At 53.7% G+C, this 19,872-nt stretch carries 18 protein-coding genes; 11 read left to right on the top strand and 7 right to left on the bottom strand.

The annotated features are described in order from the left end of the window. A complete protein-coding gene (locus tag ABD851_RS07140; RefSeq protein ID WP_344977662.1) occupies positions 1 to 885 on the bottom strand; it encodes a DUF4382 domain-containing protein in 885 nt (294 codons plus the stop codon). A 78-nt stretch (positions 886 to 963) separates the two neighbouring features. Then, positions 964 to 1,380, bottom strand: coding sequence for a nucleoside-diphosphate kinase (locus ABD851_RS07135; protein ID WP_344977659.1), 417 nt, complete (start codon positions 1,378 to 1,380; stop codon positions 964 to 966). A gap of 112 nt (positions 1,381 to 1,492) precedes the next feature. Here ABD851_RS07135 and ABD851_RS07130 point away from each other — a divergent pair, with 112 nt between their 5' ends. Beyond that, positions 1,493 to 2,500, top strand: a complete 1,008-nt coding sequence (locus ABD851_RS07130) for a DHH family phosphoesterase (protein WP_344977656.1) — start codon at positions 1,493 to 1,495, stop codon at positions 2,498 to 2,500. A gap of 126 nt (positions 2,501 to 2,626) precedes the next feature. Continuing rightward, positions 2,627 to 3,535 carry an FKBP-type peptidyl-prolyl cis-trans isomerase gene (locus ABD851_RS07125; RefSeq protein WP_344977653.1) on the top strand — a complete coding sequence of 303 codons (909 nt, stop codon included), beginning with the start codon at positions 2,627 to 2,629 and terminating at the stop codon, positions 3,533 to 3,535. A 112-nt stretch (positions 3,536 to 3,647) separates the two neighbouring features. On the opposite strand, the gene cdaA is transcribed toward ABD851_RS07125, so the two are convergent. Both cdaA and folP read right to left on the bottom strand, forming a co-directional pair. Beyond that, positions 3,648 to 4,457 carry a diadenylate cyclase CdaA gene (gene cdaA / locus ABD851_RS07120; protein WP_344977650.1) on the bottom strand — a complete coding sequence of 270 codons (810 nt, stop codon included), beginning with the start codon at positions 4,455 to 4,457 and terminating at the stop codon, positions 3,648 to 3,650. 48 nt (positions 4,458 to 4,505) lie between these two features. Further along, a complete protein-coding gene (folP, locus tag ABD851_RS07115) occupies positions 4,506 to 5,378 on the bottom strand; it encodes a dihydropteroate synthase (RefSeq protein ID WP_344977647.1) in 873 nt (290 codons plus the stop codon). Between the two features lie 60 nt (positions 5,379 to 5,438). Here folP and ABD851_RS07110 point away from each other — a divergent pair, with 60 nt between their 5' ends. Continuing rightward, positions 5,439 to 5,978, top strand: a complete 540-nt coding sequence (locus ABD851_RS07110) for a DUF1599 domain-containing protein (RefSeq protein ID WP_344977643.1) — start codon at positions 5,439 to 5,441, stop codon at positions 5,976 to 5,978. 86 nt (positions 5,979 to 6,064) lie between these two features. After that, complete coding sequence (locus ABD851_RS07105; RefSeq protein WP_344977640.1) at positions 6,065 to 7,207, top strand: BT_3928 family protein; 1,143 nt, start codon at positions 6,065 to 6,067, stop codon at positions 7,205 to 7,207. Here ABD851_RS07105 and purB read toward each other — a convergent pair. After that, positions 7,197 to 8,537, bottom strand: a complete 1,341-nt coding sequence (purB, locus tag ABD851_RS07100; protein WP_344977637.1) for an adenylosuccinate lyase — start codon at positions 8,535 to 8,537, stop codon at positions 7,197 to 7,199. The genes ABD851_RS07105 and purB overlap by 11 nt on opposite strands. A 158-nt stretch (positions 8,538 to 8,695) precedes the next feature. Between purB and ABD851_RS07095 the strand changes: the two genes are divergently transcribed. Beyond that, complete coding sequence (locus ABD851_RS07095) at positions 8,696 to 9,445, top strand: menaquinone biosynthetic enzyme MqnA/MqnD family protein (RefSeq protein WP_344977634.1); 750 nt, start codon at positions 8,696 to 8,698, stop codon at positions 9,443 to 9,445. Between the two features lie 73 nt (positions 9,446 to 9,518). Here ABD851_RS07095 and ABD851_RS07090 read toward each other — a convergent pair whose 3' ends face one another. Continuing rightward, positions 9,519 to 9,821: a YtxH domain-containing protein gene (locus ABD851_RS07090; RefSeq protein WP_344977631.1), complete on the bottom strand. Its 303-nt coding sequence runs from the start codon at positions 9,819 to 9,821 to the stop codon at positions 9,519 to 9,521. A gap of 305 nt (positions 9,822 to 10,126) precedes the next feature. Here ABD851_RS07090 and ABD851_RS07085 point away from each other — a divergent pair, with 305 nt between their 5' ends. Further along, the gene (locus ABD851_RS07085) at positions 10,127 to 10,873 is read left to right on the top strand and encodes an acyl-CoA desaturase (RefSeq protein WP_344977628.1); all 747 of its coding nucleotides are present in this window, start codon (positions 10,127 to 10,129) and stop codon (positions 10,871 to 10,873) included. Between the two features lie 111 nt (positions 10,874 to 10,984). Here the strand turns inward: ABD851_RS07085 and msrA are convergent, their stop codons facing one another. Beyond that, positions 10,985 to 11,542, bottom strand: coding sequence for a peptide-methionine (S)-S-oxide reductase MsrA (gene msrA / locus ABD851_RS07080; protein WP_344977625.1), 558 nt, complete (start codon positions 11,540 to 11,542; stop codon positions 10,985 to 10,987). A gap of 564 nt (positions 11,543 to 12,106) precedes the next feature. Here msrA and ABD851_RS07075 point away from each other — a divergent pair. Genes ABD851_RS07075 through ABD851_RS07055 form a run of 5 tightly spaced genes read left to right on the top strand, consistent with a single transcriptional unit; the run spans position 12,107 to position 19,847 of the window. Beyond that, a complete protein-coding gene (locus ABD851_RS07075) occupies positions 12,107 to 15,184 on the top strand; it encodes a SusC/RagA family TonB-linked outer membrane protein (protein WP_344977622.1) in 3,078 nt (1,025 codons plus the stop codon). A gap of 28 nt (positions 15,185 to 15,212) precedes the next feature. Then, entirely contained in the window at positions 15,213 to 16,694 is a 1,482-nt protein-coding gene (locus tag ABD851_RS07070) for a RagB/SusD family nutrient uptake outer membrane protein (RefSeq protein ID WP_344977619.1), read from the top strand. Positions 16,695 to 16,718: 24 nt separating this feature from the next. Further along, on the top strand, positions 16,719 to 18,089 hold the full coding sequence (locus ABD851_RS07065) for a DegT/DnrJ/EryC1/StrS family aminotransferase (protein WP_344977616.1): 1,371 nt from the start codon (positions 16,719 to 16,721) through the stop codon (positions 18,087 to 18,089). 17 nt (positions 18,090 to 18,106) lie between these two features. After that, positions 18,107 to 19,051, top strand: a complete 945-nt coding sequence (locus ABD851_RS07060) for an amidohydrolase family protein (protein WP_344977613.1) — start codon at positions 18,107 to 18,109, stop codon at positions 19,049 to 19,051. Continuing rightward, positions 19,041 to 19,847 (top strand): amidohydrolase family protein, encoded by an 807-nt coding sequence (locus ABD851_RS07055; RefSeq protein ID WP_344977610.1) that lies wholly within the window; start codon positions 19,041 to 19,043, stop codon positions 19,845 to 19,847. The genes ABD851_RS07060 and ABD851_RS07055 overlap by 11 nt, the downstream gene beginning before the upstream one ends. Positions 19,848 to 19,872 lie beyond the last annotated feature (25 nt).

The raw sequence follows: 19,872 nt of genomic DNA, 5'->3' as shown, positions 1-19,872 counted from the left end.
CTATCTTATTCCAACCGGGGGTAATGTGAGGGTATCTGACGGGGGCAATGCGCTGCTATCCACCGCTACCGGCTGCAGGAACATCGTATCCACCTCGGTGGTATTGCCCGAGGTTACCTGTATATTGCCCAGCGTATCGGGCCGATAGCCTTCTAAGCTGTCGGTCATAAAACGGAGCTCGTAGGTACCGGAGAGCGCAGTGGGGAAGAGATAGTTGCCCGAGCTGCTGTCAGGCAGGGCCAGCAGCGTATCGTTGCCGGTCAGCGCCAGCACTTGCGGGCATATGCCGGCTGGCGCAACCGTACCGCTCAGCTTGCCGTTGCTGCCCCTGGGGAAGGTGCGTATCACGGGATTCAGCGAATAGCTGCTGCTGTCCGCAGCAGGGATGATAGAACGGGGCAGGTTTATATCCAGCACCAGCTCGTATTGTCCGCCGGGAGAAAGCAGCAGGTTTACCTTGAGGTCAAGAACCGTTTCCTGCGCGTTGCCTCCCGGCAACACCAGCGGTTGCATGCTGCCGTCCTTCAGGACGATTTTATTGTCATTACCCAGTACGAGACGAACTTTTGAGATATTGGTGGCCGGCAGCTCTTTTGTGGTCAGCAGGGTATCCGTTCCGCCGGGCTGTCCCACCAGGTTATAGGCCCCTGTTTTCGTAAGGGGAAGATCCCAGAGGGCGCTGTCGGATCCGTTGCCCGTAACGATATACAGCTTTTGCAGATCGATCCACACGGCGCTGTAGCGCGACGCTCCGTCCGTAAGATAGATGCTCAGCCGCGAGGGTTGCGTATTGTTCGATGCCCGCTCACAGGCGGTAAAAAACAGGGTACACACCATCATCACACCTGCAGCGGCAGTAACCAGCCGTGAATTTTTTCTCCTCATTTCCGGGCACGCATAATTAAGGGATGACAAATATTCCGGATAATGCTCCGCCAACTTTTATGCCAAAAGGGAGGCATTTCAGAAGCGCTCCAGCCCGGAGAAAAAGAAGTCTCCTTCTATGCGGGCATTTTCATCGGAGTCGGACCCGTGTACGGCATTGCGTCCCAGGGATTCTGCATACAGCTTCCGGATCGTGCCTTCGTCGGCCTTTGCGGGATCGGTGGCGCCGATCAGCGTGCGGAAGTCCGCTACGGCATTGTCTTTTTCCAGGATGGCTGCAATGATGGGGCCGCTGCTCATAAACTCCACAAGCTCCCCGTAAAAGGGCCGTTCCCGGTGTACGGCGTAGAATGCGCCGGCGCTTTCGGGGCTGAGGCGGGTCTTTTTCAGGGCCACGAGGCGGAAGCCGGCCGCGGTGATCTTTTCCAGGATTGCGCCTTCATATCCGTTGGCTACGGCATCCGGTTTGACCATCGTAAAAGTTCGGTTGGACATGTATTTTCTACTGGTTTTGTTTTGGAGCGCAAAGGTAATGTAAGCCGTTTAAAGGCGGAAAAAATTTTGACTTTCCCCGATAATTAGAGAACTTCGCCTTTCTTTTGACCTGATGAGGCCTATCCTTGAAATAAAACCATTACTGGAAAATGCGCCGGGGAAAATCACCATCACCATGCACCAGAAGCCTGATGCGGATGCCATGGGGGCTTCATTGGCGCTGTATCACTACCTGCTGCAGAAGGGACATACGGTACAGGTAATCTCACCCACCAACTTTCCGGATTTTCTGAAATGGATGCCCGGCTGCGACCGTGTCATCAACTTTGAGGCAGACCAGGCCTTTGCCCTGGAAGCGCTGAAAGATACCCGTATTCTCTTTTGCCTGGATTTTAATACCTTCCGCCGGACGCATCAGCTTGCTCCTCACCTGGAGCAGCTGAACTGTGTGAAAGCGCTGATAGACCACCACCAGGAGCCCGATCCGGCATTTGATTACGGGATCAGCAATACCGCGGCGGCGGCCACAGCCCAGCTGATATACGAGTTCATCGTGGCGATGGGCGACAGCGCCCTGATCAACGGCGATATCGCCCGTTGCATTTATGCCGGCACCATGACGGATACCGGCTCCTTCCGTTTTGCCTCCACCTCAGCAGCCGTGCACCGCATGGTGGCTGATCTCATGGACCGCGGCCTGGAGCATGAGCCGATCCATCATTCCATTTATGATAATTACCTGGAAAACCGGTTCCGCTTTATCGGCTATGTGCTGCAAAACCGTTTCGAGGTTTTTTATGATTACAACACGGCCATGATCGCCATTCCCCATAAGGACATCAAGCGATTCGACCTGAAAACCGGCGATACCGAGGGCCTGGTGAATTATCCCCTGGCCATACAGGGCATCCGGCTGGCTGCGCTGATCATTGGCTGGGAAAACGATGTAAAGCTTTCATTCCGCTCAAAAGGCGATTTTGACGTCAACCGTTTTGCCCGCCGTTACTTCCAGGGCGGGGGACACAAAAATGCCGCGGGGGGCCATTCCCAGGATTCCCTGGCCGATACCGTGGAACGTTTTAAACAGGCCATCCGGGAAAACAAGGACCTGCTGAAATAACCCTGCGTTTTGCTGAAAAAATATTCCTGATCAAATAAGACGGAGAAATAATATCTTGCACCGCCATAGGGAAAACCCTTTGGATCATTTATACTCAAACAATCATCACAGAAACAGTATTATTTCATGAACAGAAAAGGGATCATATTCGCACTGGTTTGCGGGATCGTCGCAGCAGGCTGCCAGCAGGGCTATAAAAAAACAGCGGGCGGTCTGGAATACAAGATCATCGAATCGCATAACGGGCCCAAGCCGAAAGAGGGGGAATTCATCAAGATGCATATGCGTGTCACGGCAGATACCAATGTTATGAACGACACCTACGCTTCCGGAAGACCGGCTGTCATGCCGTTCAAGGCGAGCCACGAGCGCTTTGATATCATGGAAGTGCTGGCGCAGTTATCTGCCGGAGACAGCGCAGTATTCCAGGTGTCGGCAGATTCCGTACTGCCTGAAATGCAAAGACCTCCCTTTATAAAAAAAGGAGACATGCTCAAGGTGGGATTGAAAATCATAGCCATAGAGACCCAGGCACAGATGCAGGAAGACGCTAAGCGGGAACAGGAGGAGGCTGAGCAGAACCGGGAAAAGCAGAAAGGCATAGACGACAAGCTAATCCAGGACTATATCGCCAAGCATAACCTGAAAGCCACCAAAAAGGAATCCGGCGTATACGTGGTGGTAAAAGAGCCGGGAACCGGCGCTGAGATCAAGAACGGACATACCGTATCGTTGGACTACGTCGGCAAGGATATGGAAGGCAAGGTCTTTGACACGAATACTGACACTACCAAAGGGCAGCCGGCTGAGCCGTTCGAATTTACGATAGGTGCTACGCCCATGACGCCCGGCTTTGTGGACGGTGTGCTGGGGCTGAAAAAGAACGCCAGCGCTACCCTGCTGATCCCTTCGGGACTGGGCTACGGCGCCCAGGGCGCGCCGCCCCGTATACAACCCAACCAGATCCTGGTTTTTGACATCAATATCCGCGATGTAAAGGGAACGCCGAAGGAGGAGCCTGCGGGCGCGAAATAATAAGACCGGATGCGGAGCATCCGAACGGGGACATGTCCGAAAGGCGCATGTCCCCGTTTTTTATGGGCGGTCTTTTAATGGCCGGACCCCGTTCCGGGAGACGAGGTGCGGCTTAGCCCTTCTCAACCAATACTTCATAGAGCTTGGACTTCAGGTCCTCCAGCGAAACGTCCTGGAACAGGTGCCCGTCCTGGGCATAGGAGATCGTGCCCCGTTCTTCCGATACAATCACCGCCAGCACATTGGCCTGTTCGGTGACGCCCACGGCGGAGCGGTGCCGCAGCCCGATACGGGCCGGCAGGTCGGGATTTTCGGAGACGGGCAGCACCACCTTGGCGGCAATAAGCCGGTTGGCAGCGATGATGACGGCCCCGTCGTGGAGCGGACTGTTTTTCTTAAAGATGCTTTCCAGGAGCCGGGCGGTCACCTTTCCGTCGATCGGCACGCCCGTGGTGGTGCTGAAACGCAGTTTATACGTATCCGTTAAGATGATCAGTGCGCCGGTATAGGTGTTGGCCAGATTGTTCACCGCCATCGTAATATGCCGGATGGTATCTTCCTCGTCCCGGAATCCTTTCAGCTTATCGGACAGCAGGAAGCGCATCAGGGCGCTGTCGTGACTGAAGGGCGTTCGTCGCCCCAGCATCAGCAGAAAACGCCGGATCTCGGGCTGGAAGATGATGATGATGGCCAGGATGCCGACATTGATGAAATTCTGCAGGATATTGGTCAGCATCGGCATCTCGAGGAATTTAACCACGAAATAGGCGCCGTAGATCACCACCACGCCCCAGAAGATATTGAAGGCGATGCTTCCCCGGAGCAGGCGGTAGAGCTGGTAGATCAGAAAGGCCACGATAATGACGTCCAGGATATTCAGCCAGCGAAAGGTATAACCCCAGAGGTGAAACGTTCCGTACATGTGATGCGTAGTAAAGATAATTGCGAAAATAAGTAAAATCGGACATCACTACTGCTGTTCCCGGTAAAACTCCCAAAGCCGGATGACCTCCATGGCCGGTTTTACGTCGTGTACCCGCAGCAGGCGCACGCCTTTTTGGAGGAGCAGCATATGCAGGGCCGTCGTACCGTTGAGCGCTTCTTCGGGGGTATTTTCCAGCAGCCGGTAGATCATGGATTTGCGGGAAACGCCTGCCGCCAGCGGGGCATCCAGCAGTTGAAAATCTTCCAGATGTCCGAGCAGCCGGTAATTATGCGCAAGGGTTTTCCCGAATCCGAATCCCGGGTCGATGATCAGGTCCCCGATACCGGCTTCCCGGCAACGGGCCTTTTTGACGATAAAAAAATCAAGCAGCTCCCGCACCACATCGTCGTAATGCGGGTCCTGCTGCATGGTGGCCGGTCTGCCCTGCATGTGCATGGCAATATAAGGAACCCCCAGCGCAGCCACCGCTCCGAGCATGTCCGCATCCATCTCCCCGGCGCTGACATCGTTGATGATAACGGCTCCTTCGCCTGCGGCGGCGCGCGCTACCTCGGCATACCAGGTATCTACCGACAGCAACGCGTCCGGGAAGTGCCGCAGCAGACTCCTGACGGCGGGTACGATCTTGTCTTTTTCCGCCTCTGCGCCAAGCAGCGCAGCGCCCGGCCGGGTACTTTGTCCCCCGATGTCGAGGACGGCCGCTCCCGCCGAAAGCATTTCCTCCGCTTTTTCCAGCAAAAGCTTTTCGTCCGGATAACGGCTGCCGGCATAAAAGGAGTCGTCCGTAAGGTTGAGGATGCCCATTACCTGCGGATGGTCCAGCCAAAGCAGCCGGCCGCCACAGTTGATGGAGAAAGTTGCGGGTAATGATGTATTTTTGAAACCCATTGTCGCCATAAGACAAAGATAGGGGATTACGGGCGCCGGGCGCATCCCCGCGTAACATGACAGATAGCTATGCAAGCAACAAACCAGCAATACGACAGGGAGATCGAAAAATGCCGTGATATTTTCTTGAAAAAAGCAGCGGACTACGGAACCTCCTGGCGGGTATTGCGTCCGGTTTCCGTCGTGGACCAGATCTTTATCAAGGCCCAGCGCATCCGTACCATACAGGAGCAGGGCGTACAGCGGGTAGCGGAGCAAACGGACAATGAGTTCCGGGGCATTCTCAACTATGGCATCATCGGTCTTATCCAGCTGGAGCTGCAGGAAGACGATCCCTGGGAGATGCCGGTGGAGGAAGTACGACGGCGGTACGACGAAAAAGTGTTCGTGGCCCGGTCGCTGATGCTGGATAAGAACCACGATTACGGCGAAGCCTGGCGCAGCATGAGCCAGCAGTCTTTTACCGACCTTATCCTGATGAAGCTGCTGCGGATCCGGCAGATCCTTCGCAATGACGGGAAGACCCTTATCTCCGAAGGGATAGACGCCAATTTTAACGATATCGTAAACTATGCTGCATTTGCGCTGATCAAGATAGGGGAAGGCTGATTTGATGATGTGCTGATTTGATAATGTGCCGGTTGTTTTATTGTTAAATCATCAAATCTACAAATCATCAAATCACCAGATCAACCATGAAATACATCCTCGGTTTTTTCCGCATTGTTGTCGGCCTCCTGTTTATCTTTTCCGGGTTGGTAAAGGCCAATGATCCGCTGGGCCTTTGTTACAAGACCCAGGAGTTTTTCGATGTGCTGCACGTCAGCTTCCTGAATCCTGCCGCGCTGACGCTGGCGATCATCCTGATCGGGTTTGAGATCATTGCCGGCGTGGCCCTGCTGCTTGGCTGCTGGATGCGCGTCTTCGGCCTGCTGTTGCTGCTGGTGACCCTGCTGTTTACCTTCCTTACAGCCTTCGCCTATCTTACCGGCAAGATCAAGGAATGCGGCTGCTTCGGCGACTGCCTGCCCATTTCCAATACCGTCACCTTCTGGAAAGACGTGATCCTGCTGGCCCTGGTGATCTTCCTGTTTGTCTTCCGCAGGCAGATCAAACCCGTATTCAACAGGGTGGTCACGGGCATACTATTGTTTCTCGGCATCGTGGTGGCCTTCGGCTTCCAATGGTATACGCTCAACCACCTGCCGTTGGTGGACTGCCTGGCCTACAAGATGGGCAGCAATATTACCGAATCCATGAAGCCGCCCCCCGGCGCGATCCCGGACAAATACGAGACCCTGTTTATTTACGAAAAAGACGGGCAGCAGAAATCCTTTACCGCCGATAATATCCCTGCATGGCTGGACAGCACCTGGCAGTTTGTAGACCGGAAGGACAAACTGGTGAAAGAGGGCAATCATCTCGAGCCCAAGATCGTGGACTTTGTGGTTACCGACTCCAGCGGAAACGATGTCACGCAGGAGCTGCTCAGCGCGGCCGGTTATACCTTTCTATTCATGGTCCGGGATGTAAACGAAGCCGGCACCGGCTGGGATCAGAAGATGAGCGCGCTGCAGCGCGCCTGTGCGCAGTCCGGTATCCGGATATACGGTATTACAGCCTCTTCCCATGCCGCCGTAGCGCGCTTTACCGACACGCACCGGCTGGGCTTTCCCTTTTTCCAGATGGACGCTACCGTGATCAAGACGGCGGCCCGCAGCAACCCCTGTCTGATCCTGCTGCGTGAAGGCACGGTGCTGGGTAAATGGGCTTACCGGGACATGCCCGAAAGGGTAAGCCAGATACCGGGCTCCGATGCGCTCGATCTCAGGAAGTGATACCGGTATAATTGTGGGGCGTAATTTTTTTCAGCTCTTTCTTGAGCGCAGCATTCACCTTTAGCCCGTCGATAAACCGGTGCATGGTTTCCCGGGTGATGTGTGCCCCGCCCCGCGTGAGCGCCTTCAGCGCTTCGTAAGGCCGGGGGTACTGTTCCCGCCGCAGGACGGTCTGTACCGCTTCGGCCACCACCGCCCAGTTGTCTTCCAGGTCGGCTTCCAGCCTTTCTTTGTTGAGGATAAGCTTGCCGAGGCCTTTCCGGATGGAATTCAGCGCCAGCAGGGTATGGGCCAAAGGCACCCCGATATTCCGCAGGACGGTGGAGTCGGTCAGGTCGCGCTGCAGCCGCGATACCGGCAGCTTGGCAGAGAGGTGCTCATAGAGCGCATTGGCGATACCCAGGTTGCCTTCTGCATTTTCAAAGTCGATGGGGTTCACCTTATGCGGCATGGCGGAGGAGCCCACTTCGTCCTTCTTGATCTTTTGCTTGAAATAATCCATGGAGATGTAGGTCCAGATATCCCTGCAAAGATCCAGCAGGATGGTATTGATCCTTTTGAGGGCGTCGAACTGGGCCGCCAGGTTATCGTAATGCTCGATCTGGGTGGTATGCTGCATCCGCTGCAGGCCCAGATCGCGCTGTACAAAGCGGTTGGCGAACTTTATCCAGTCTACCTGCGGAAAGGCCACGTGGTGGGCGTTGAAATTGCCGGTGGCCCCGCCGAACTTGGCGGAGAAGGGGATCCGTTCCAGCTGCTCCAGCTGTCCTTCCAGCCGCTCGATAAAAACCCGGAATTCCTTGCCCAGGCGGGTGGGGGAGGCCGGCTGCCCATGGGTGCGCGCCAGCATGGGAATATTATCCCAGGCCCCCGCCTGCGCTTTCAGCAGCGCTATGGTATCCCGGAGGGCGGGGAGATAGGCTTCGCCGAGGGCTTCCTTCCACAGCAGCGGGATCGCCGTGTTGTTGATGTCCTGGGAGGTAAGACCGAAATGGACCCATTCCAGCTGCGCTTCCAGACCCAGCTCCTTCAGCCTGTCCTTAACGTAATACTCGACCGCTTTTACGTCGTGGTTGGTGATCTTTTCGATGTCTTTTACCTGCTGCGCCTGCTCCGGGGTAAAGCTTTCGTAGAGCGCGGGCAGCTTTTTCAGCCGGCCGGGGGGCAGGGTAAAGATCTTTTGCCCGGCCAGGGCGGCAAAATAAGCCACTTCCACCCGGATACGGTAACGGATAAGGGCATATTCGGAAAAATAGGCGGACAGCGATTCCAGCTGCCGGCGGTAGCGCCCGTCTACCGGGGAGATGGCGGTTAGCGGTTGTAATTCCATAGATGAAAAAATCAGCGACGCGTATGTAAACAGGTGAACGGGGCGGCCGGAAATCCTTCCGGATCCGTTAACTTTGCAGCGCAAAAATACACAAATCGGCAGTCCGTACAAATGCCTGCAGTGCTTTTGCACGGGTGAAAACAACAGGAGATCATACGATGGATAAGGTTAAGGTAGCAGCGGTGAGTTATTTGAATACCAAACCGTTATTATACGGGTTCCGGGATCATCCCGTATCGGGGCACATGCAGTTGTCCGTAGATTTTCCCTCCAGGATAGCCCAGCAGCTGATAGACGGAACGGTGGATCTGGGGCTGGTGCCGGTGGCCATTATTCCCTTTCTCCCGGAGCACTATATTATCTCCGATTACTGTATCGGGGCGGAAGGACCGGTGGCTTCGGTATGTCTGTTCAGCGATGTGCCGCTGGAAGAGATCCGGGAAGTCTATCTGGATTATCAGAGCCGCACCTCGGTAGTGCTGGCCCGGCTGCTGCTGCAGGATTTCTGGAAGATAACGCCCGCCTTGCTGCCGGCAGAGCCGGGGTACGAGGAAAAGATAGGCGGCACTACGGCCGGGGTCGTTATCGGCGACCGCGCCTTTGTCCAGCGGAAAAAACGGAAATATATATATGATCTTGCGGAAGCCTGGATCAACCATACGGGGCTTCCCTTTGTGTTTGCCGCCTGGATCAGCAACAAAGCGCTTCCCGCGCATTTCGAGCAGGCCTTTAATGAAGCTACGGGTGCGGGCTTACAGGGCCCGAGGCTGGAAAAGGTGATTGCGGAAAACCCTACCGATCTTTTTAGCCTTCATGATTATTATACCCGTCATATCAGCTTTGAGCTGAGCGTGCAGAAAAGGAGAGGGCTGGCGCATTTTCTCGAGAGCATAAAAAAGCTTTCCTGAGGCGGTGCCCCGGAAAGCTTGCAGTATAAATATATCAGGCTGTCGGCTTGTATCAGAACGGCTTGCGGTCCTCTCAGCCGGTCACCTCGTCCTTGAGGTTGCTGTAGGTATGCCGGCTTTCTTCAATAAGGGTAAGGATGCGCTGCTTTACATCGTCTTTGAGGCCGGTCACTTCATGTTCGAAGATGTGCTTTAGCTGATCCAGCTCCGTCTGGCCCTTGCCCATAAGCCGCTGGCATTTTTCCTTCCAGGCTTCCGCCGTATCGGCGATCTTTCTCCTGGTTTCGCTTCCTTTTTCCGGGGCGATCAGCAAACCGATCGCTACCCCGGCGGTCAATCCGGCAAAAGCGCCTGTAATCGTGCTCCCAAAACTCATAACATGTATTTTTAGCGGTTAAATAAAAGGTTTTTCCTATTAAATATACGTCATTATCAGAACAATAACTTTGCCAGTTTTCGGGTGGCCGTTTCACGGAATGGAACGCAGAAGCCCCGCTGTCTGCAGTCCCGGGAAGAATAGCCGCCGGAAGCCGGGAATAATTCCCGGTTTTTCGGTCAAAAGACCTACCTTTGCGGCATTTATAATCCAGCTACCACCCGGGCGTCGTTGCCGTAAACCATTACAGGGTTAGACGAAGGCAGGTTACGATCAGGGAGGGCCCAAAAGAGGTTTGTTACAGCATGACGGTTATCCTGGTATTTTTCTTCGCGCACTGGTTTTTTTCGCTGTTCTTCCATACTTTTTTCCTGCATCGTTATGCATCGCACCAGATGTATACCACCGGCAGGGGATGGGAGCACGTCTTTTATTTCTGCACCTGGTTTTTCCAGGGCTCCTCTTACCTGATTCCCCGGGCTTACGGTGTGATGCACCGGATGCATCATGAATACAGCGATACGGAAAAAGATCCGCACTCCCCTCATTTCTTCAAGGATGTATGGGGCATGATGGTGGAGACCCGGAAGATATATAACGGATTTGTCACCGAGAAGCATATCCCCGAGCCCCAGTTCACCCGGGAATACCTGCCTCGCTGGGATAGCCTGGACCGCTTCGGCGATCACATGATCACCCGCCTGGTATTCGCCGTCGGATATACCCTTATATATGTGTTTTTCGCCCCGCACTGGCTCTTTTTCCTGCTGCTGCCGATACATTTCCTGATGGGCCCCGTGCAGGGCGCCATCGTCAACTGGTGCGGTCATAAATACGGATACAGTAATTTCGACAACGGCGATCACAGCAAGAATACCACGCCTTTCGGCATCTTTCTGATGGGAGAGCTTTTTCAGAACAACCACCACAAATACAAAAACAGCCCCAATTTTGCAAAGCGCTGGTTCGAGGTGGATATCACTTATCCCGTTATGCGGCTCCTGCACGGGATGCGGATCATCCGGTTAAAGCCCGTGCAGCTCAAAGCATAGCCCTCCGGGTTGATGGCGGATGCCGCCGTCCGCTTAAGGGCTGTGCCGGTAAAGTATAATATCCTGTCCGGATCTTCGGACCATGCGGCTGTACTTCAGTCAAAACCCAAGCTACTGCCGCTTCAGCTCTTCTTTAAATACTTTCCTGAATTTTTCCAGCTTGGGACGGATCACCAGCTGACAGTAAGCCTGCGAGCTGTTGTGCTGGTAATAATCCTGATGATAATCTTCGGCGGGATAAAAATCCCCGTAGGGCGCGATCTCGGTAACGACGGGATCCTTCCAGGCCCCCGAGGCATCCAGCTTTTGCTTATAAGCTTCGGCTTTCTGCTTTTGCTCCTCATCGTGATAAAAGATGGCCGAGCGGTACTGGGTGCCCACATCATTGCCCTGTCTGTTGAGGGTAGTAGGGTCGTGGCTCTCCCAGAAGGCCTGCAGCAGCTGATCGTACGATATCTGGGAAGGATCATAGACGATGTTGCAGGCTTCGGCATGACCGGTAGTGCCGGTGCATACCTGTTCATAGGTCGGATGGGCCACATGGCCCCCGGTATAGCCGGATATGACCTTATCAACCCCTTTCAGCTGTTGGAACATCGTTTCGGTGCACCAGAAGCAGCCTTCGGCGAAGGTGGCGGTGCGGTGCTGCGGGGAAGCTGATCCGTTCATGAGCGGGTAATTTATGGGTATGACTTTATAGCGAAATACCGGCTGCCGGGCGGTTCGCTTTGGGAAGCAGGACCGGTAAAGACAGCGGAATGACACGAGGCAGATTTGGCTGGTGCTAAATTACGAATTTAATGTTTGCGGCAGCCTGACTGCTTTGGCCAGGATATGGGGCAACGATCCTTACGTAGCTGAGCAGGATAAAGACAAAGGGCGGTTATCCGAAGGATAAGAGGAAGTACAATGACGCCTGCCGGAGAAAAAAAGAAGAGGCGAAATGGGGCAGCGATATCCAAGAATAAAATTTGGATGATCAAAAAAGACTTTTTATATTTGGTTCGTGTACGTACCCATTAAGTTATCTTTCCAAAATTAGCCGAGGATCAAGTAAAGAACAGAAGATAAGATATCGCCTCTCACAGTTACGGTAACGTTACCGTTTTTAGAACGGGCTGGAGAAGTATTGAACAGCAGGCGGCAAAACCAGGATCCGCGTTTCTTCCCCCAATATATAATAAGGTCTTCAGGGACCTTAAGCAAGTTCTTTAAGTCTAAATATCTTCCGTTATGAGCATTTTCGCTTTTCCATCCAAAGGGCTTTGGGCGGCTTTGCCCGCCTGCCTGCTCTTTCTATCCCTCAACGCAGCCCGGGCGCAAAGCGTCTCCGGCACGGTCCGGTCGGCTTCGGAAAATGAGCCACTGCCGGGTGTCACCGTCCTGGTCAAAGGGAAGTCCCTCAACACCACCACTGATAACAAAGGACATTATGCGCTGTCCGGCGTGTCCGCAGCGGATTCGCTCTCCTTTTCCTATACCGGATTCCGGAGGGAGATGGTTTCTGTTGGCGGCCGGACTCAGATAGACGTCAGCCTGGAGACGACGGTTTCGGCGCTTGATCAGCTGGTCGTGATCGGGTACGGCACCCAGAAAAGGAGCTCCGTCACGGCTTCCATTTCAAAGATCCAGAATGAGAAGCTGGACCAGGTTCCCGCTACCCGCATTGAAACCGCCCTGGCCGGCCGGCTGGCCGGGGTTAATATATCCACAGACCGCAATATCCCCGGAGCGGCCCCTACCGTAAGCATAAGGGGGCAGGGATCCATCAGCGGCGGCAACGCTCCGCTGATCGTGATCGACGGCTTTCCGGGCGGCAGCCTGGGCCAGCTGGATATGAATGATGTGGAATCGGTGGAGGTGCTGAAAGATGCCTCCTCGGCCGCTATCTATGGCTCCCGCGGGGCCGGCGGGGTGATCCTGATCACCACCAAAAGGGGATCGACGGGCAAACCGGCGCTCAGTCTGAATGCTTATTACGGTTTTGCAAAGCCCATGGTATTCCATGACTGGCTGACCGGCGACGAATGGTACGATTACCTGGTCAAGTACCAGAACCGGGAATTTGCCTGGAACGGCGGGGACGTCTCTATTCCCATGTTCGGCGATCCGCGTCGCCCCACGACCTATCAGGTAAACCCGCTCACCAAAGAGCTGCCCCAGACCATATGGCAGGATGAAATAACACAGACCGCGCCCATACAGAGCTACAACCTTTCCGTGAAAGGCGGCACCGAAAATGTAAGATATTATGTTTCGGGAACCTACGAGAATGAAGAGGGGGCAATAAAAACTGCATTTTACCAGACCTACAGCTTCAGGGCCAACCTGGACGTCAGGATCAATAAGGTGGTCAGTCTGGGTATGGAGCTGAATCCCTACTTTTCAAAACGGCGGATCGCAGGCAGCAACATGGTCAGCCTGGTAAAATATCCTCCCTTCGTCAGCCCCGACAAGCTCAACGGAAAATACCCCAGAACATTTGATTATATCCCTACCGGCCATTCGGGTCAGGCCAGCCCCTATACCTTCCTCTACGGTACAAAGAACTATGTAAATGCCTTTTCAAATATCGGCAGGGCCTTTATCAACTTTAACCTGATGGAAGGGCTGAGCCTGAAATCCTCCGTGGGAACGGATATCGGATACAGCACGACCAACAATTTTCACAGCGGTATCGGGGACGTGCAGGAAACGGTAACCGGCAGCCTGGGCCAGACGCAAAGCATCAACCTGATCAACGAAAACGTGCTGAGCTATAATAAAACGATAAACGATGTGCACGACATCGAAGGTATATTGGGCGCCTCCTATCAGCGGAATTCTTCCCAGAACATCTCGATGGCTGCGGTCAACAATTCATTTAACAACGATATCATCGAAACGCTGAATAATGCCATCATCAATCCCTCCGCTTCAACCCAGACCAAGTCGAAATGGGGGCTGATCTCTTATTTTGCCCGCGTGAATTACGCCTACAAGGAAAAATACCTGCTTGCCGCCTCTTTCCGGAGCGACGGAAGCTCCCGCTTCGGCTCAAAGAACAAGTGGGGCTATTTCCCTTCGGCGTCGGCCGCTTGGCGCGTTTCCAATGAGAACTTCATGCAGTCCGTTAAGGCGGTCAGCGAGCTGAAGTTACGCGCCAGCTACGGGGTGACCGGTAATTTCAACATCGGCGACTTCCAGTATCTGGGCGCGGTAGGCAACGTCGTTTATTCACCCGATAACCAGACCGTGAACGGGATCGCCCAGACCACGATAGAAAACCCGCTGCTGTCCTGGGAAAAGGTGAAGGGATACGACCTGGGCCTTGAGCTGGGCATGTTCGACAACCGGCTGAACATCAATTTCGATTACTATGATAAGCGTACGGACGGTATGCTGTACAATGTGAACATACCCGCCATTACCGGGTTCACCAATACCATACAGAATATCGGCGTGGTCCGGAACCACGGTGTAGATGTGGAAATCAATACGAGGAACCTGACCGGAGAATTTAAATGGAATACGGCCTTTAACTTTTCCCATAACAAAAATGAGGTGGTCGACCTGGGCGGGGTGGATGAGCGGATCAACGAATTATGGTCCATGGGCTTCCTGCTGAGAAAAGGGGTTCCGATGTTCTCCTATTACGGCTATAAGATGATCGGGGTGTTTCAGAATCAGGAGCAGATCGATAAGCTTCCGCACCTGGCAGGCACCAAGCCGGGCAACCCGATCATAAAGGATGTGAACGGGGATGGAAAGATCGATACGGATCACGACAGGGTGGTATTGGGAAACTTTCAGCCCAAAATGCAGCTGGGCATGGCCAATGATTTTTACTGGAGAAAATTTGATCTGAGCATTGCAATACAGGCCTCCCTGGGCGCCAAGATATTCAATGCGGAAAGCCAGTATTACCAGGGGAATACGCTGGGCGCCATGCGCCGTTCCGTCGTCGAGAACCAATGGTGGTCGGAAGATGATCCGGGAGATGGCATGACCCCCGCGGCGGCGCTTTCCCAATTGTTTGGCTACAACACCAATACCGATTATTATATAGAGGATGCTTCCTTCGTCAACATCCGGAATGTGAACCTGGGATATAACCTATCTGACCTGGTCGGCCGGAAAGGCATCAAAAGTCTGAGGGTATATGTCTCCGTAGGCAATCTGCTGATCATCAAGAACAAGGATAATCATGCCTATAATCCCGAGGGCACCACGCAAGGCGATATATCAGGTATAAACAGCACGCCGGGTGTAAACTTTGGCTCGGAGCCCATCAACCGGACCATTGTACTCGGTGTTAATGTCGGATTCTGACTATTAGTGTAATAAAAAACTAAAAACGATGTCCAGAATTAATTTTTATATCGCAGGTTTATTGTTTTCAGCGCTGTTGCTGGGCTCCTGCGAGAAAGAGCTGCTGCATCCCGTTCCCGATTCGATCCAGACCACAGACAATACCTTTGGTTCTGCAAAGGATATCGACCTGGCCGTACTCGGGATATACAACAGCCTGCAATCCCGGGTGCCGACCGACTATACGCTGATGGAGATCCCGTCCGGCAATATGTGGGCCGCTTATTTTGCAACGGCTCCCGGAATGGATGAGATCAGCACGCTCACGGTAAGTCCGCAGAACGATAAGCTGAACAGCTTCTGGAAAACCACGTACAACGGGATTTTCCGGGCCAACCTGGTGCTGGCCAACATCGATAAGCCGGTCAACTATGCCGGTTCGGAGAAGGAACAGTATACCGGTGAGGCACGTTTCCTGAGGGCCATGTTCTATTTTGACCTGGTACGTATTTTCGGAGGCGTACCCGCCGTTACCAGCATCATCACGGTCGAAGAGTCCAAGAAGGTGCCCCGCGCCACTGAGCAGGAAATTTACAGCCTTATTATCAAAGACCTGGACACAGCAGTAAACACGCTGCCGCAGCCGGACGCCACTCCCTGGGGCCGGGCTTCCAAAGGTGCGGCGGTGGCGCTGCTGGCCAAGGTCTATGTATATCTTAAAGACTGGGACAACGCAAAAAAATACCTGGATCAGCTTTTCAGCGAATTCGATTACAGCCTGGTATCCCACTACGCCGATCTTTTCAGGTTAGAGACAGAGCAGAACAAGGAAGCCATATATTCCGTTCCTTATGTGGCGGGAACCAACGCGCAAACCCTGACCTATGATCTGGCTCCGCTCGGCGGAATATTCCAGACCATCACCAACGGGAACAGGGTAGGCCGGCCCACCTGGGATCTCCGGAAGGAATTTGTAGATGGAGATACCCGTCTCCCCGTAACCATCCAGGAAGAGTGGCTGCCTTATGCGCACAAGCCGAATGATGCGCCCATCTGGTTCCCCTACTTCAACAAATGGGTCGTTCCTTCCGATCCCAATAATTCCGGACTGGACATCCCCCTGCTTCGCCTGGCCGACATGATATTGCTGGATGCGGAGGTGCTGTATAACCTGAACCAGCCCGATGCGGCGCTGAAGCAGATCAACAAGGTCAGGGAGCGGGCCTTTGGAAATACCTCACATGACTATACGCTGGCCGATATTTCTACCCAGGAAACGTTTTATGATAAGCTCCTGCTGGAACGGAGGCTGGAGCTCGCCGTGGAAAACAACCGCTGGTTTGATCTGGTGCGCACGGGAAGGTTTACCACCGCTTTGCAGGGGATCAAGGGCGATTACAGCTCCGCCACCGGAGAGGGTGCGGTGACGGTGCCCATCTCTGCCAAGCCCTACATGAAATATTTTCCTATTCCTTATGAGCAGATCCAGCTCGCCGATCCCGGTGTGCTGGTCCAGAACGAAGGATACTGATCTTGTTTCCAAAATCTATATGATATGAAAAAGAAAGCGCTCTCCAGGCGTAAATTCATTACCGGCGTGGCAGGCGCTTCCCTGGCCACGGCCGCCGGTCCTCTTCAGGTGCTGGGATCGGTCACCATCCTGAACCGCCGGCAGGGCAAGCTGGCCCTGCTGGGCGGGGAGCCGGTCCGCCGGGCAGGCCCGATAGGACCGCCATGGCCTTATGTGGACGATCATCTTGTAGATACGGTGGTAAAGACGACGAAGAGCCGTATATGGAGCCGTGTTCAAGCTGCGAATGGAACGGTTCCCTCTTTTGAAAAGGAATTCGCCGCCCTGATCGGAACCGGCTACTGTGTGGCCACCGGTTCGGGCACGCAGGCGCTGAGCACCTGCGTGGAGGCGCTGGGTATCGGGCCGGGCGACGAGGTGATCACTTCCCCGTATACCGATATGGGTACCATATCCTCCATACTGACCAGCCGGGCGCTTCCGGTAATGGTTGATGTAGATCCCGATTCCTATCAGCTGGATCCGGATGAGGTCGAGAAAAGGATCAACAGCAATACCCGGGCCATCATGCCGGTCCATATTTTCGGCGTGGCCGCCGATATGGAACACATTATGGCGATAGCCCGGAAGCATGGCCTTAAAGTAATAGAAGATGCCTGCCAGTCCCACCTGGCGCGCTATCAGGGCAAAGGACTCGGAACGATAGGCGATCTGGGCTGCTTCAGCTTCCAGGCCAGCAAGCCGGTCGCCTGTGGCGAAGGGGGAGCAGTGGTCGGAAACGACCAGGCGCTGATGGATGAATGCTATACCGTCCAGAATCACGGCACATCCAGAAAGGGAAGCAACGAGACCATAGGACCAAAATACAGGATGAATGAATTTGAAGGCGCGGTGCTGATGGGTCAGTTTCCGGGTATCCGGGAGCGCTTCCGCATCCGCAATGAAAATGCCAACTACCTCCGCGACAAGCTGAAAGACCTTCCGGGACTGGTTCCCCAAAAACATTATCCGGGCACCGAGAGCGGAGCGTATTACCATTTCGGCATGACCTATCACAAGGATCATTTCAACGGCGCAGCCCGCAGCCTTTTCCTGAAGGCGGTGGCGGCCGAAGGCGTATCCCTCGGCTCCTATATCCGTACCGGCCTGCACCGTGAACCCTGGATAGATCATATTCTCGGACTTGAAAGCTATCAGAAGATGTATACTGCCGCCCGTCTGAAAGAATATAAGGAAGGCATGCATCTGCCGAACTGCGACCGTATCTCGGATGAGACCATGGTTTCCTTCTGGGGTTCCGGCACGCTGCTCGCCGGAAAAGACGAGATGGATAACATCGTCAATGCGATCATGAAGGTATACGAAAACAGAAATGCCCTGATAAAGAATCCATAATCCGAACGTAGCTTATTATGTCAAACCAGATAAACCGCAGAAAATTTGTTGCCCATACCGCCGCCACGGCAGCCGGTGTGCTGATCGGAAATCGTCTCAAAGGCATGAGCCGCTCAGCTGAAGCAGCGACCAGACCTCCCGATAAGTACGATATCATGAAGGAGACGATGAAATACCGGAAGATCGATGCCCATGCCCATATTTATTTCACGGACGACAGTCCCGGCACCCAGCTGGACTTCGGCGAGCGGCTGGGCATCGAAAAGCAGGTCATCTCCCGGTATTTAAGCATATTTCCCGGTACACCGGAACAATTCAGGAAGTACAACGATCTGACGATAAAAGCCATAAAAAAATACCCCGACCATCTTCTGGGCGGCTTCGTGCTGAATCCCGAATACCGCAAGGAATCGCTGGAAGAAATAAAACGCTGCATGGATGCGGGCATGATCGGACCGGGAGAATTGTATTACCAGGAAAAGATCAACAACCCCTTATATTTCCCGATCATCGAAAAGCTCATCGATCTGAAGATGATCATCTTCTCGCATGCGGAATGCCAGCTCGGCGTAGGGGGATACCGTATGAAAAAATATAACGGCTACAAGGCGCCGAACACGTCCATACCCGAAGACTTTGTGGATATTGCCAAGCGGTACCCGGAGGGGGTGTTTCAGTATGCCCATATCGGCGGGGGAGGCGACTGGGAATATGAATGTAAGCTGTTCCGCGATCATCCCAACATCTATGTGGATACTTCGGGCAGCAATAACGCCGAGAACATGATCGACTTTGCCGTCGGGCACCTGGGAGAGGACCGGTTGTTCTTTGCATCGGACAATTGTTATTACCAGAGCGTAGGCAAGATACTGGCATCCAATCTCACCGAGGTCCAGAAACGTAAGGTGTTTTTCGAAAACTATAATAACCTTTTAAGAAAAGGAGGCAGAAATGTGGATTGATATAAACGCCTATACCGGGCACTGGCCGTTCATGCAGCTGAAGTACAATACCTGCGAGGCATTGCTGAACCGGATGAACACCTATGGCGTCGATATTTCCGTGATCAGCAACCTGAACGGAATATTTTATAAAAATACCCAGTCGGCTAATCTCGAGCTGTATAACGAAATAAGATCGAACAGGCGGTTCGGCGACCGGTTTATACCCTTTGCCGTCATCAACCCCATTTATGCAGGCTGGCAGAAGGATATGGAGGAGTGTAAAAACAAGCTGGGGATGAAGGGCATCCGGCTCTATCCCAAGTATCACGACTATGACATCACCGATCCTGCCCTTGTAGAGCTGGCGAAGCGGGCCCGGGATATGGACATGGTAATGGCCTTTAATTTCCGTATGGTGGACAGTCGTCAGCGGTCCTGGATGGATATCGACTATGTGGTAGGAACGCCCAAAAAGGAATGGACGCTGAAGAATATCTTTCCGATCATGAAAGCCGTCCCCGATGCGAAATATATGATATTGAACGTTGCCAACGGCCTGGACCTGAATAAAGAGGATAATGCATCGTTCAAGAAGATGAATGTGCTCATGGATACGTCCGGCAGGACGCTTACCGATCTGGGGTCGCTGCTCAGGAGTTACGGAACGGATAAGTTCGCTTTCGGAACGCATTCCCCGATACTGGATTATCTCACCGGACAGCTGCGGATCGCCGCCCTGCGGGAAAACGAGGCGGGCGAAGCGGTCAAATCGCTCCTGAGGTCAGGGAATGCCCGAAAAATGCTGAAACTATAGACCGGTCATCGTTCAACCCCAAATT

Source organism: Compostibacter hankyongensis (assembly GCF_039541075.1).
Classification (GTDB): domain Bacteria; phylum Bacteroidota; class Bacteroidia; order Chitinophagales; family Chitinophagaceae; genus Compostibacter; species Compostibacter hankyongensis.
The sequence above is the reverse complement of the archived record's forward strand: the minus strand, read 5'-3'. Positions and strand labels throughout refer to the sequence as shown.